11 protein-coding genes are annotated in these 12,970 nt (G+C 70.5%); 6 read left to right on the plus strand and 5 right to left on the minus strand.

From position 1 onward, the window contains the following. Positions 1-41 precede the first annotated feature (41 nt). Positions 42-923 (minus strand): PrsW family intramembrane metalloprotease, encoded by an 882-nt coding sequence (locus ABZ826_RS00120; protein WP_361440413.1) that lies wholly within the window; start codon positions 921-923, stop codon positions 42-44. A gap of 185 nt (positions 924-1,108) precedes the next feature. After that, positions 1,109-1,840 carry a TetR/AcrR family transcriptional regulator gene (locus ABZ826_RS00125; protein WP_361439714.1) on the minus strand — a complete coding sequence of 244 codons (732 nt, stop codon included), beginning with the start codon at positions 1,838-1,840 and terminating at the stop codon, positions 1,109-1,111. A gap of 184 nt (positions 1,841-2,024) precedes the next feature. On the opposite strand from ABZ826_RS00125, the gene ABZ826_RS00130 reads away from it, so the two are divergent. Continuing rightward, positions 2,025-4,313: an MMPL family transporter gene (locus ABZ826_RS00130; RefSeq protein WP_361439717.1), complete on the plus strand. Its 2,289-nt coding sequence runs from the start codon at positions 2,025-2,027 to the stop codon at positions 4,311-4,313. Positions 4,314-4,511: 198 nt separating this feature from the next. Here ABZ826_RS00130 and ABZ826_RS00135 read toward each other — a convergent pair whose 3' ends face one another. The 3 genes from ABZ826_RS00135 to ABZ826_RS00145 all read right to left on the minus strand — a co-directional run bounded on the left by ABZ826_RS00135 (position 4,512) and on the right by ABZ826_RS00145 (position 6,432). Continuing rightward, positions 4,512-4,709, minus strand: coding sequence for a MarR family transcriptional regulator (locus ABZ826_RS00135; protein ID WP_361439720.1), 198 nt, complete (start codon positions 4,707-4,709; stop codon positions 4,512-4,514). Positions 4,710-4,957: 248 nt separating this feature from the next. Continuing rightward, entirely contained in the window at positions 4,958-5,374 is a 417-nt protein-coding gene (locus ABZ826_RS00140; protein WP_361439723.1) for a peptidoglycan-binding protein, read from the minus strand. 92 nt (positions 5,375-5,466) lie between these two features. Continuing rightward, entirely contained in the window at positions 5,467-6,432 is a 966-nt protein-coding gene (locus ABZ826_RS00145) for a sugar phosphate isomerase/epimerase (RefSeq protein ID WP_361439726.1), read from the minus strand. A 132-nt stretch (positions 6,433-6,564) separates the two neighbouring features. On the opposite strand from ABZ826_RS00145, the gene iolC reads away from it, so the two are divergent. The 5 genes from iolC to ABZ826_RS00170 are packed head-to-tail and all read left to right on the plus strand — an operon-like array spanning position 6,565 to position 12,801. Continuing rightward, positions 6,565-7,563, plus strand: coding sequence for a 5-dehydro-2-deoxygluconokinase (gene iolC, locus ABZ826_RS00150; protein ID WP_361439729.1), 999 nt, complete (start codon positions 6,565-6,567; stop codon positions 7,561-7,563). Beyond that, on the plus strand, positions 7,560-8,495 hold the full coding sequence (locus ABZ826_RS00155; RefSeq protein WP_361439732.1) for a deoxyribose-phosphate aldolase: 936 nt from the start codon (positions 7,560-7,562) through the stop codon (positions 8,493-8,495). Before iolC ends, ABZ826_RS00155 begins: the two co-directional genes overlap by 4 nt. Then, positions 8,492-9,391 (plus strand): 5-deoxy-glucuronate isomerase, encoded by a 900-nt coding sequence (iolB, locus tag ABZ826_RS00160; protein WP_361439735.1) that lies wholly within the window; start codon positions 8,492-8,494, stop codon positions 9,389-9,391. The genes ABZ826_RS00155 and iolB overlap by 4 nt, the downstream gene beginning before the upstream one ends. Beyond that, positions 9,388-11,277 carry a 3D-(3,5/4)-trihydroxycyclohexane-1,2-dione acylhydrolase (decyclizing) gene (iolD, locus tag ABZ826_RS00165; RefSeq protein WP_361439738.1) on the plus strand — a complete coding sequence of 630 codons (1,890 nt, stop codon included), beginning with the start codon at positions 9,388-9,390 and terminating at the stop codon, positions 11,275-11,277. Before iolB ends, iolD begins: the two co-directional genes overlap by 4 nt. Before the next feature lie 24 nt (positions 11,278-11,301). Beyond that, complete coding sequence (locus ABZ826_RS00170; RefSeq protein ID WP_361439741.1) at positions 11,302-12,801, plus strand: CoA-acylating methylmalonate-semialdehyde dehydrogenase; 1,500 nt, start codon at positions 11,302-11,304, stop codon at positions 12,799-12,801. The last annotated feature ends 169 nt before the right edge of the window (positions 12,802-12,970 follow it).

Consider the following 12,970-nt stretch of genomic DNA (forward strand, 5'->3'; position numbering starts at 1 on the left):
CGGGAGGCCCGGTATGCCCCGACGCTCATCACACTATACCCCTAGGGGGTATAATTGCGAGCGCCCCGCCCTCCGTTGTGAGCGCCCCCCTGTCTGCTGCGTGCGCTCCGCGCCAGTGATCGCAGCCAGGTCAGTGCGACGAGCGTGATCACGATGAGGCCGCCCACCGAGAACAGCGTGAACAGATGCTGTTGCTCCCCGGTGGGGGAAGGGATGTAGCCCTGCGCGAAGAGCGCGCGGCTCAGGCCGGTGTCGGTGACCCGGGCGACCAGCCAGATCGCGATGCCGTGCATCGAGTCCCAGAGCGCGTGCAGCACGGCGACGCCGAGGTAGGTGGCGATCACGGGTGCGGCGAAGTGGAAGCGCCCGTTCGGCCTCCGGAAGGAGAGCAGGACACCACCGGCGATCGCCGTCCAGAGGCCGTGCCCGAACGGTGCGAGTACCCCGCGCAGTACCTCGGTCTCCAGCAGGGCGCGCAGATCGATGCCCTTCATGGTGACGGCGGCGTTGAAGACGTAGCCCGCGCTCTCGAAGGCGGCGAACCCGAATCCGACCGTCGCGCCGAGCACCAGTCCGGCTCGCATGCCATGGATGTGGGTGTGGCGGCGGAGTACGAACATCAGCGCCGCGAGCTTCACGGCCTCCTCGATCAGCCCGACGCCCAGGAACATCCAGAGCGACGGATTGAGCAGGTAGTACTCCATGACGGAGGCGCCGAGCACACCCAGGATTCCGCCCGTCAGGAAGCAGCCGAGGATGAGGTTCACCCCGAGGTCTCGACCGTGCCGTTCGTACGCCCACAGGACGAAGGTGGCCGGGATCAGGAAGCTGCCGAGCAGGATGAGGGTCGGCAGCAGGGTGGTGTTCTGGGTGGCGTACGTGACGATCGCGGTCAGGATCCAGAGGGCTGCGCCGCCCCACAGGCACCGTTTCCAGAGTCCGGGGCGCGGCCGCGGTGGCTCCGGTGGGGCCTGGGGGCGCGGTGAAGTGGGCCCTGGCTGCCGGTCGGAAGGGGTGGCAGGTGACGGGTTGCCGGGGTCGGTGTGCCAGTTCACGCGTACTCCCTATGCATATCTCCTAATTTGTCCGAATCCTATGGGGCGTGGAGCTATCGGGCATTCGGGGGAGCCGTGAGCGGTGCGTCACCGAGCAGCGGCTCCAGGTAGCGGAGCAGCGCGGTCTTCAACTCCCTGGCGTACGCCTCCCGCTCCTCGCCCTCGTGGGCCATGATCAGGTCGAGTCCGCCCTTGAAGAGGATGAAGATCATGTTGGCGATGCGGGTGATCTGGGCGGGCGGAGTGTCCGGCAGGTAGCCGCCGAGGATCGTTTCGACGCGGTTGAGCATGGTCATGTGCAGTGCGTCGTGCCCCTGGGTGATCATTCCGGGGATCTCCGAGCCGTGCATCAGGACGTTGAACGCCGGGTTCTCGCAGTTGAAGGTGATCAGCGGGTCGAGGATGGCGTCCAGCATCCGGTCCAGCGGGAGCGCCAGGTGGTCGGGGAGGAACGCGGCGCCGTACGTATCCCGCCAGCGGTTGAGGAGTTGGTCGCCGAGCTCGATGGCGATGGCCTCCTTGTTGGGGAAGAACTGGTAGAGCGTGCCCGGTGAGACGCCGGCTTCGCGAGCGATGGCGTTGGTGCTCGCGGCGGTGTAGCCGGTGGTGCAGAAGACGCTGGCCGCCGCTTTGAGCAGCTGGGCGATACGGGCTTCGCCGCGGGCCTGGCGACGGCGGGGGCGGGGGGTGTCGGCGGTCGCCCTGGAGCCTTCGCCGTCCCTCGCGTCCTTGGCGCCTCCAGTGCCCTTCGTGCCTCCGGTGTGCCCTGCTCTGGCCTCCGACACGGTCAATCCCCAGCTTTCATGACGCGGTTGACAAACGCGAGTGGGCGCTCGCATTCTTGATGAAACGCGAGCGATGACTCGTGTTTGCCAGTCTAATCGGCAACGACTGATCCATGCTGCCCTGCGCCGCCGCCCCGCGTGGCCGCCGCACGCCGTCGGATCCGGGGGAAAGGGACACCGCGCCATGCCTGAAGTGAATGGTCCGCAGCGTCTGGGGGGCTGGACGCGACTCGTCACCGCGCGACCACGGCTCGCGCTGTTCGCGGCCCTGGTGATCACGATGCTCGCCGTGTTCGCCGGCAGCGGGGTGGCCGACCGGATGGGCAGTGGGGGCTGGGAGGCGCCGGACGCCGAATCGACCTATACGACCAAGGCGCTGGAGCGCGAGTTCCCCGTGTCCCAGCCGAATCTGCTGTTGCTCGTGGACAGCGGCGGCGCATCGGTCGACGATCCCGCGGTGGCCGCCGAGGCGGCCCGGCTGACCGAGCGGCTGGCCGGCGAGAAGGGCATCACCGGTGTCGGCTCGTACTGGCAGAGCAAGTCACCCGCACTGCGTGCCGAGGACGGGCGACAGGCGTTGATCGCCGCCCGGATCGAGGGTGACGACAAGGCGATGGGCGAGGTGCTGGACCGGATAGCTCCCGCCTACCGGGGTGTACACGGGCCGGTGGACGTCTCGGTCGGCGGCCCGGTCGCCGTTCGGCACGAGATGCAGACGATCATCCAGGAAGACCTGCTGCGGGCCGAGATGATCGCCCTGCCGGTGACACTCGTGCTGCTGGTCATGGTCTTCGGCAGCGCGATCGCCGCCCTGCTGCCGCTCGGTGTGGGCATCGTCGCGATCCTGGGGACCAACGCCGTGCTGCGCGGCATCACCGAATTCACCGATGTCTCGGTCTTCGCCCAGAACCTCACCACCGCCCTCGGTCTCGGCCTGGCCATCGACTACGCGCTGTTCATCGTGCGCCGGTTCAGGGAGGAGCTCTCGGCCGGGGCGGGTGCCCGGGACGCCGTCGGGGCGACGCTGCGCACCGCGGGCCGCACGGTGCTGTTCTCCGCGCTGACCGTCGCGGTCTCGCTCGCCGCGATGCTGGTCTTCCCGCAGTACTTCCTGCGCTCGTTCGCCTACGCGGGGATCGCCGTGGTGCTGCTGGCGGCCGCCGCCGCGCTCGTGCTGCTCCCGGCCGCCCTGGTGCTGCTCGGGCCACGGGTGAACTCCCTGGATCTGCGCCGGCTGCTGCGACGTGGTGACGGGCGCGCGGTCGAGCGCACCGGCGGAGTCGTGCGAGGGCGTCCGGGCGGGCATGACGAGCCGTCCGAATCCGCCGGACCGGCCGGGGCCGGCCGCGGGTGGGGCCGGTTCGCGGCCCTGGTGATGCGTCGGGCGCCGGTCTTCGCCGCCGCCACCGCTGTGGGACTCGTCCTGCTCGGGCTGCCGTTCCTCGGGGTGAAGTTCGGTACGGCGGACGATCGCCAACTGCCCGCTTCCGCCGAATCGCATGTCGTGCAGCAGCACATTCGGGACGGATTCCCAGGCAGTCCGGGCGGCGGCCTCGAAGTGCTCACGGAGGGGGCGGCGACGCCGGCCCAGTACGCCGAATACCGCAACAGGATCGCGGGGCTTCCCGGTGTGCTGCGGGTCGACGGACCGGCCACGGCGGGGCGGTTCGCCTACTTCAGCGTGCTGCCCGACGGCGAGGCCGTGGGGGAGGAGACCCAGCGGCTCGTCCAGGACCTCCGGGCCGAGCCCGCCCCCTTTGACACCTCGGTGACGGGCACGGCGGCCGTCCTGGTCGATTCCAAGCACGCCATCGCCGACCGGCTGCCCTGGGCGGTGGGCATCATCGTCGTGGTGACGCTGCTCCTGGTCTTCCTGCTCACCGGGAGTGTGCTGATCCCCCTTCAGGCGGTCGTGCTCAACGCGCTGAGTCTCACGGCGATGTTCGGAGCGGTCGTCTGGGTCTTCCAGGACGGGCATCTGTCCGGGCTGCTCTCGTTCACCAGCACGGGGGACATGGAGACGACATTGCCGGTGCTCATGTTCTGCGTCGCCTTCGGGCTCTCCATGGACTACGGGGTCTTCCTGCTCTCCCGGATCAAGGAGGAGTACGACCGCACCGGGGACCACGAGCGGTCGGTGACCTTCGGGTTGCGGCACACCGGCGGGCTGATCACCGCGGCGGCCGTGATCCTGGCGGTGGTGATGGTCGCCATCGGCACATCAAGGGTGACCAACACCAAGATGCTGGGCCTCGGCATCGCCCTGGCCGTGCTGATGGACGCCATGGTGGTGCGCAGCCTGCTCGTTCCTTCCGTGATGAAGCTGATGGGCAGGGTCACCTGGTGGGCACCCGCCCCGCTGCGGACCTTCCACCGGAGGTTCGGCCTGAGCGAAGGGGAGTCCGTGCCGGTTCCGGCGGAGGAGATATCGAAGGACGCCCCGGAGCGGGACAGGGTGACCAGCGGAGCGTAGGTTTGCCCGGCTGCCCGGCTGCCCGGCTGCCCGGCTGCCCGGCTGCCCGGCTGCCCGGCTGCCCGGCTGCCCGGCTGCCCGGCTGCCCGGGTTTCCGCCCCATCCCGTCCCGGCCGGCCTCTCGTCACACCCCGGCGAAGGAGCGGGAGCCCCATACAGCGGCAGGTGGGGTCTGCTCGCCGTACGGGACCGGAGACGTCAGTGACCGCGCCCTCGGTTGCCGGGTCTTGAGGCGACCCACGCGCGGATGGTGTCGGCGTACCAGTAGGGCTTGCCGCCCTCCACATGGTCGGGCGACGGGAGGAGACCGTGCTTGCGGTAGGAGCGGACGGTTTCCGGCTGCACCCGGATGTGCGCGGCAATGTCTTTGTAGGACCAGAGTCTTGTGTCCGTCATCAGTGACACCTCTCTGCACCGCGGCGGCAGCCGAGGGAGGCCACAGGGGGAGCCGCGGTGCGGACGCTGACGATCACTCAGTCAGTGCCCGGTGCAACGAAAGGGGGTGAGTTCCGGGGAGGGGCTGTCGAGCGCCTGTGACGGAAGTCCCGCGTATTGAAGACACATGTGACGAGGCTGGGATCTCTGTGACAGAAGGAGTACTTGGTGTTCGAGGGAATGGCGAGAGAGGGCTCGGGGGTGCGGAGCTATGCCGGCGGATAGGGGAGAGGGGTTGTGCGAGTCGGGCCCGCGTGCTGGAGCGCCGACCAGGTGGCCGGGGTGACCAGGCCGTTCGGTGCGAGCGGCGGGTGGTCCGCCTGGAAGCGCTGTACGGCGAGGAGGGTCTGCGGTCCGAACGTTCCGTCGAGCGCGGACCACGGCAGATAGTGGCGGTTGGCCAGCACGCACTGCACCTGGGAGACCCGCTCGCCCCGCTCCCCGAAGAAGGTCGGCCCGTCACCGTCGTAGAAGGCGCAGACGGGGCTGGAGCCGGGCGGTGGCGGCGGGTTGTGCGCGTCGGCGGAGGCGGCGCCCGGGGCCGTGGCGAGGGCGGCTGCCAGGGCGACCGCGGCCAGGGCCGAGGCCCCGGCCGTCCTACGGAACGACAGCGTCTTTCGGATCATGGCGAGTTGCTCCTCGTGCGGTGGTGGGGCGGGCGCGACCGGGACCGCGTACCGGCGCCTCATCGAGCACAACACCGCGCACCGCCACTACGTCACTTCCCGGGACCGTTCGGCGTGTCCGGGACTCGGCGGGGGCCGCCGCCGCGCGGTCCACCGCAGGAGCGGAGGAACTCGCGGGTGCGGCGGGCGATGGGGAGGGGCTTGTCGGGCGGACACGGATACATGTCCTGCTCGACGATGGCGAAGAGGTCCACGTCCAGTTTGCGGGCGGCGGCGAGTACGGGTTCCAGTGCGGGTACCCCGTCCGGCGGTTCGCACATCACGCCGCGCGCCACGGCCGGCCCGAACGGCACCTCGTGCGCCACGACTTCGGCCAGGATCTCGGGGTCGACCTGCTTGAGGTGCAGATAGCCGATCCGTTCGCCGTAGGTTTCGATCAGCTTGACGCTGTCACCGCCGCAGTAGGCGTAGTGGCCGGTGTCGAGGCAGAGCGAGACCAAGTCGGGATCGGTGGCGTCGAGGAAACGGCTGACGTTCTCCTCGCTGTCGATGTGTGTGTCGGCATGCGGATGGACGACGATGCGCAGCCCGAAGCGGTCCCGCACCTCGCGGGCCAGCCGTTCCGTCTGGGTGGTGAGGTCGCGCCACTGCTCCGCGGTGAGGCTGCGGTCCTCCAGGACCTCGCCCGTCCGGTCGTCGCGCCAGAACGACGGGATGACCACCAGATGCCCGGCCCCCATCGCCCGGGTGAGTGCCGCGATGCCGGCGACATGCGCCCAGGTCCGGTCCCAGACGTCCGGCCCATGGTGCAATCCGGTGAAAACGGTCCCGGCCGAGACCGTGAGCCCGCGGCGGCCGGTCTCGTCGGCGAGGCGGGCCGGGTCGGTCGGGAGGTAGCCATACGGGCCGAGTTCGATCCACTCGTAACCCGCCGCGGAGACTTCGTCGAGGAAGCGCTGCCAGGGCACTTGCCGGGGATCGTCGGGGAACCACACCCCCCACGAGTCGGGTGCCGAACCGATACGGATACGGGCCGGAGCCAAAGCGGAGGAGGTCATGCCGTCCAGCCTCCCGGCCCTGGGGGCGAGTGTCAATCATTCGTCCTTATGTCCGGACAAAGGATTGACAGGGTTCCGGGGGAGGGCTAGACCTGGGAGCAGCCGCCCCGGTCGCCGGTCGAAGGGATGCGTATGCCTGAGCAGTACGACGTGATCACCATGGGCCGGATCGGCGTGGACCTCTACCCCCTGCAGACCGGTCTGCCGCTGGCCAGGGTCGACACCTTCGGAAAGTTCCTCGGTGGTTCACCCACCAATGTCGCCGTCGCGGCGGCCCGGCTCGGACGACGGACGGCGGTGGTGACGCGCACCGGCCGGGACGCCTTCGGGGAGTATCTGCACCACCAGTTGCGGGAGTTCGGGGTCGACGACCGGTGGGTGACGTCCGTCGACGCCTGGCCGACGCCCCTCACCTTCTGCGAGCTCTTCCCGCCCGACGACTTCCCGCTCTACTTCTACCGGCAGCCCAAGGCCCCCGACCTGGAGATCCACACATCCGAGCTGGACCTCGGCGCGGTGCGGTCCGCCCGGGTCTTCTGGATGACGGGCACCGGACTGTGCGCCGAGCCGAGCCGTACCGCGACCCTCGCCGCACTCCGCGCCCGCGACCGGTCCGGCATCACCGTCTTCGACCTCGACTGGCGCCCGATGTTCTGGGACACCACGGAGGATTCCGCGTCCCGTCCCGCCCCGGCCGTCCGCTACCGAGAGGCCCTCGCCCATGCCACCGTCGCCGTCGGCAACCTCGACGAGTGCGAGATCGCGACGGGGGAGCGCGAACCCCACGCGGCCGCCCGCGCCCTGATCGCCGCAGGCATCGAACTGGCCGTCGTCAAGCGAGGCCCCAAGGGCGTCCTCGCCGTCCATCGCGACGGCTCGGTGGCCGATGTGCCGCCGCTGCCCGTCGAGGTCGTCAACGGCCTGGGCGCCGGTGACGCCTTCGGCGGGGCGCTCTGCCACGGACTGCTCGCCGGCTGGGAGACGGAGCGCGTCATGCGGTACGCCAACGCGGCCGGCGCGATCGTCGCCTCCCGGCTCGCCTGCTCCTCCGCCATGCCGTTCCCGCACGAAGTCGAAACGGCCCTGACCGAAGGCGCCGTCACCTCCCGCCCCACCGGAGCCACCCGATGACGCCCGCGGCCGCCTCGGTCTCCGAACTCGTCCAACTGCGCGTGCGCCACCCCGAGGCCGTCGCCGAGGCCGCGGCGCGACGCCGCAGACGCCCCCTCGTCAGCAGCGGCGGACGCCTGATGATCATCGCGGCGGACCACCCGGCCCGTGGCTCCCTGGCCGTCGGCGACCGCGAACTGGCCATGGCCAACCGCTTCGAGCTCCTGGAACGGCTCCGCCTCGCCCTCTCCCGCCCCGGCGTCGACGGAGTCCTGGCCACCGCCGACATCCTCGACGACCTGCTGCTCCTCGGCGCGCTGGAGAACAAGGTCGTCGTCGGTTCGATGAACCGCGGCGGGCTCGCGGGCGCGGCCTTCGAGCTCGACGACCGTTTCACCGGCCACCGTCCCGAGGACCTCGCCCGTCTCCGCTTCGACGCGGGCAAGCTGCTGCTCCGTATCGACTACGACGACCCCGGCTCGCTCGACACCATGCACGCCACCGCGCGTGCCATCGACGCCATGGCCGCGCACCGGCTGCCGGTCTTCGTCGAGCCGTTCCTCTGCCGCCGCACGGACGGCCAGGTCCGCAACGACCTCGGTGCGGAGGCGGTCACCACCTCGATCGCCATCGCCTCGGGGCTCGCCGGGACGTCCGCGTACACCTGGCTCAAGGTCCCCGTCACCGAGAACCCCGACGACATGGCCCGGGTGATGGAGGCCTCCACGCTGCCCGCCGTGCTGCTGGGCGGCGAGGTACGCGACGACCTGGACGGCGCGTTCGAGAAGTGGCGCACGGCACTGCGACTGCCGACCGTCCAGGGCCTGGTGGTGGGGCGTTCGCTGCTCTACCCGGCCGACGGCAAGGTGGCGGAAGCCGTCGACACGGCCGTGTCGCTGCTGGAGCCGAGAGGAACGGGAGAGAGCCCGGCACCGGGTAGGGAGTGGGTATGACGACGGACAACGAACCGCGGTACCACCTCCGCGCCGGGAGCACGGCGAGCGGGCCCTATGCCCTCGACATCGATCCGGAGCGGGCCGGCTGGGACCGGTCGAGCCTGCGTGTGCTGGAGCTGGGACCGGGCGAAATTCACACGCTTGTCACCGGGGAGAGCGAGTGGATCGTTCTGCCGTTGACCGGTGGCTGTACGGTGCGCACCTCAGATGAGATCTTTGAACTGCTGGGCCGGGAAAGCGTGTTCGGCGGGGCATCCGACTTCGCGTATGTACCGCGTGACGCCCATGCACAGATCGCCTCCGGCGCAGGAGGCCGCTTCGCCCTGGCAGGAGCGAAGTGCGAGCGACGACTCCCCGCTCGCTACGGCCCCGCGCCGGAGGTACCCGTCGAGCTGCGCGGCACCGGGAACTGCTCCCGTCAGGTCAACAACTTCGCCGCGGCCGACACCTTCGAGTGCGACCGGCTGATCGCCGTCGAGGTCCTCACTCCCGGTGGCAACTGGTCGTCCTACCCGCCGCACAAGCACGACGAGGCCCGCCCCGGAGTCGAGTCCGTGCTGGAGGAGATCTACTACTTCGAGGTGGAGCACGACGGGCTCGGCTACCACCGGGTGTCGCCGTCGAAGGACGGCGGTACGGACGTCCTCGCCGAGGTCCGCAGCGGTGACGCGGTGCTCATCCCCGACGGCTGGCACGGCCCCTCCATCGCGTCCCCCGGCCGCACGCTGTACTACCTCAATGTGATGGCGGGTCCGGGCGAGCAGCGGGAGTGGCTGATCAGCGACCACCCCGACCACGGCTGGATCCGCGACACCTGGCCCTCGCAGCCGGTGGACCCCAGACTTCCGCTGTACGGGAAAGTCCCGCCGTACGGTTCGGAGGCGACCTCATGAGCGCACCACGCACCCGCAGGCTGACCACCGCCCAGGCCCTGGTGTCCTTCCTCTCCCGCCAGTACACCGAGCGCGACGGCCGACGACAGCGCCTGATCGGCGCCACCTGGGGCATCTTCGGCCATGGCAACGTCGCCGGAATCGGTCAGGCCCTCATCGAGTCGGGCCGCGCGATGCCCTATCTCCAGGGCCGCAATGAGCAGGCCATGGTGCACGCCGCCGTCGGCTACGCCCGTCAGTCCGGCAGGCTCTCCGCGCACGCCGTCACCACCTCCATCGGCCCCGGCGCCACCAATCTCGTCACCGGCGCCGCCCTCGCCACCATCAACCACCTCCCCGTCCTCCTCCTGCCCGGGGACACCTTCGCGACCCGGCCCGCCGACCCCGTGCTCCAGCAGCTCGAAGTCCCGTCCGCCGGCGACATCTCGGTCAACGACTGCCTGCGCCCCGTCTCCCGCTACTTCGACCGGATCACCCGCCCCGAGGCCCTGATCCCGGCCGCCCTCCAGGCCATGCGAACCCTGAGCGACCCGGCGGAGACCGGCGCCGTCACCCTCGCGCTGCCGCAGGACGTGCAGGCCCAGGCGTACGACTGGCCGGAGGAGTTCTTCGCCGAGCGCGTCTGGTACGTACGCCGCCCCGCTCCCGATCCGTACGAGCTCGACCGGGCGGTACGGGCCGTGCGCGGCGCCCGTCGGCCGCTGGTCGTGGCGGGCGGCGGCATCCATCACAGCGCGGCGGAGGAGACCCTGGCCGCGTTCGCCGCCGCCACCCGTATCCCCGTCGCCTCGACCCAGGCCGGCAAGGGTTCCCTGCGCCACGACCACCCCGCCGACGTCGGAGGCATCGGCCACACCGGCACCGCGACCGCCGACGAGCTGGCCCGCACCGCCGACCTGGTCATCGGTATCGGCACCCGCTACTCCGACTTCACCACGGCCTCCGCCACGCTCTTCTCGAACCCGGCGGTCCGCTTCCTCAATCTCAACATCACCGGCTTCGACGCCCACAAACTCGGCGCGCTCCCGCTCGTCGCCGACGCCCGTACCGCCCTCGAAGCCCTCACCGCCGCGCTCGCCGCACGCAACCACCGCGTCGACCCGTCCTACGAGACCGAGTACACCGAGGCCAAGGAGGAATGGGAGCAGCGGGTCACCGCAGCGTTCACCGCCGACGACCCGCACGCCCGCCCCACCCAGACCCAGGTCCTGGGCCTCCTCGACACCCTGGTCACCGAGGACGACATCGTGATCAACGCGGCCGGTTCGCTCCCCGGTGACCTGCACAAGCTCTGGCGGGCCCGATCCCCGCAGCAGTATCACGTCGAGTACGGCTACTCCTGCATGGGCTACGAGATCCCGGCCGCGATCGGGGTCCAGCTGGCCGCCCCCGGCCGCCCCGTCTGGGCCCTCGTCGGCGACGGCACGTACCTGATGAATCCCACCGAGATCGTCACCGCGGTGCAGCAGGAGCTCCCGGTGAAGCTGGTCGTCCTCCAGAACCACGGCTACGCGTCCATCGGCGGTCTCTCCGAGGCGGTCGGCGGCGAGCGCTTCGGCACGGCCTACCGCCACTGCGCCGCGGACGGCACCTTCACCGGCCCCCCGCTCCCCGTCGACCTCGCGGCCAACGCGGGCTCGCTGGGGATGCGGGTGCTCCGTGCCAAGACCGTGCGTGACCTGCGCGAAGCCCTTGCCGAGGCGCGCGTCGCGGACCGTCCCACTTGTGTCTACGTCGAGACCGAAACGGCAGACACAGTGTCGGGCCCCCCTCCGGCGCAGGCGTGGTGGGATGTTCCCGTAGTCGAAACGGCCACCCGGCCGTCGGCCGTGAAAGCCCGCCAAGAGTACGACCGACACGTCGCCGACCGACGCCGCCACCTCTGAAGACGCCACTGAAGGAGTTCTGTCATGAAGACCGTCAACCACTGGATCGGTGGCAAGACCGTCGAGGGCGCGTCGGGCAACTACGGCCCGGTCACCGACCCGGCGACCGGCGCCGTCACCACCCAGGTCGCGCTCGCCTCCCTCGAAGAGGTCGACGCCGCGGTCGCCGCCGCCAAGGACGCCTACGCCACCTGGGGCACGTCCTCGCTGGCCGCCCGCACTGCGGTCCTCTTCCGCTACCGCGCGCTGCTGGACGCCCACCGCGACGACATCGCCGCGCTGATCACCGCCGAGCACGGCAAGGTGCACTCGGACGCGCTGGGCGAGGTTGCCCGCGGTCTGGAGATCGTCGAGCTGGCCTGCGGCATCACCACCCAGCTCAAGGGCGAGCTGTCCACCCAGGTCTCCAGCCGGGTCGATGTCTCCTCGATCCGCCAGTCGCTCGGTGTCGTCGCCGGCATCACCCCGTTCAACTTCCCGGCCATGGTGCCGATGTGGATGTTCCCGCTCGCCATCGCCTGCGGAAACACCTTTGTGCTCAAGCCCAGCGAGAAGGACCCGTCGGCCGCCAACCTGCTGGCCGAGCTGGCCTCCGAGGCCGGTCTGCCGGACGGTGTGCTGAACGTCCTGCACGGTGACAAGGTCGCCGTCGACGGGCTCCTCGCCCACCCCGACGTGGCCGCGGTCTCCTTCGTGGGCTCCACCCCGATCGCCCGTTACATCCACACGACCGCCACCGCCAACGGCAAGCGCGTCCAGGCGCTCGGCGGTGCGAAGAACCACATGCTGGTGCTGCCGGACGCGGACCTCGACGCCGCGGCCGACGCCGCCGTCTCCGCCGCGTACGGCTCCGCCGGTGAGCGCTGCATGGCGATCTCCGCGGTCGTCGCGGTCGGCTCCATCGCCGACGAGCTCGTCGCCAAGATCAAGGAGCGCGCCGAGAAGATCAAGATCGGCCCCGGCAACGACCCGACGTCCGAGATGGGCCCGCTGATCACCGCCGCCCACCGCGACAAGGTCGCCTCCTACGTCACGGGCGCGGCCGCCCAGGGCGCCGATGTCGTCCTCGACGGCACGGGCTTCACGGTCGAGGGCTTCGAGGACGGCCACTGGATCGGCCTCTCCCTCCTGGACAACGTCTCCACCGACTCGGACGCGTACAAGGACGAGATCTTCGGCCCGGTCCTGTGCGTCCTGCGCACCGAGACGTACGAGGAGGGCGTCGCCCTCATGAACGCCTCGCCGTTCGGCAACGGCACCGCGATCTTCACCCGCGACGGCGGCGCCGCCCGCCGCTTCCAGCTGGAGGTCGAGGCCGGCATGGTGGGCGTCAACGTGCCGATCCCGGTGCCGGTCGGCTACCACTCCTTCGGTGGCTGGAAGGACTCGCTCTTCGGCGACCACCACATCTACGGCAACGACGGCGTGCACTTCTACACCCGCGGCAAGGTCGTCACCACCCGCTGGCCGGACCCGGCCGACGCCCCGGCGGGCGTGGACCTGGGCTTCCCCCGTAACCACTGACCCGTAGCCCCACCCGACGGCCCGTACGGACGCTCTGTCCGTACGGGCCGTCGCCATGTCCGCGGCACCCCCGTGCTGACGTGTCGCTGACGGCGCGGGCACATGGCCGTACCGCCGGTCCGACGGCGCTGGACTGCCCTCGTGCTCGTCGACTGGAATGGATCCGGCA

The organism is Streptomyces sp. NPDC047515, assembly GCF_040643055.1.
Classification (GTDB): domain Bacteria; phylum Actinomycetota; class Actinomycetes; order Streptomycetales; family Streptomycetaceae; genus Streptomyces.

What these genes read in the sequence shown, in the direction of transcription:
- ABZ826_RS00130 (WP_361439717.1), top strand. Translation starts at nt 2,025, where the DNA reads ATGCCTGAAGTGAATGGTCCGCAGCGTCTGGGGGGCTGGACGCGACTC.
- ABZ826_RS00135 (WP_361439720.1), bottom strand. Translation starts at nt 4,709, where the DNA reads ATGACGGACACAAGACTCTGGTCCTACAAAGACATTGCCGCGCACATC.
- ABZ826_RS00140 (WP_361439723.1), bottom strand. Translation starts at nt 5,374, where the DNA reads ATGATCCGAAAGACGCTGTCGTTCCGTAGGACGGCCGGGGCCTCGGCC.
- ABZ826_RS00145 (WP_361439726.1), bottom strand. Translation starts at nt 6,432, where the DNA reads ATGACCTCCTCCGCTTTGGCTCCGGCCCGTATCCGTATCGGTTCGGCA.
- iolC (WP_361439729.1), top strand. Translation starts at nt 6,565, where the DNA reads ATGCCTGAGCAGTACGACGTGATCACCATGGGCCGGATCGGCGTGGAC.
- ABZ826_RS00155 (WP_361439732.1), top strand. Translation starts at nt 7,560, where the DNA reads ATGACGCCCGCGGCCGCCTCGGTCTCCGAACTCGTCCAACTGCGCGTG.
- iolB (WP_361439735.1), top strand. Translation starts at nt 8,492, where the DNA reads ATGACGACGGACAACGAACCGCGGTACCACCTCCGCGCCGGGAGCACG.
- iolD (WP_361439738.1), top strand. Translation starts at nt 9,388, where the DNA reads ATGAGCGCACCACGCACCCGCAGGCTGACCACCGCCCAGGCCCTGGTG.
- ABZ826_RS00170 (WP_361439741.1), top strand. Translation starts at nt 11,302, where the DNA reads ATGAAGACCGTCAACCACTGGATCGGTGGCAAGACCGTCGAGGGCGCG.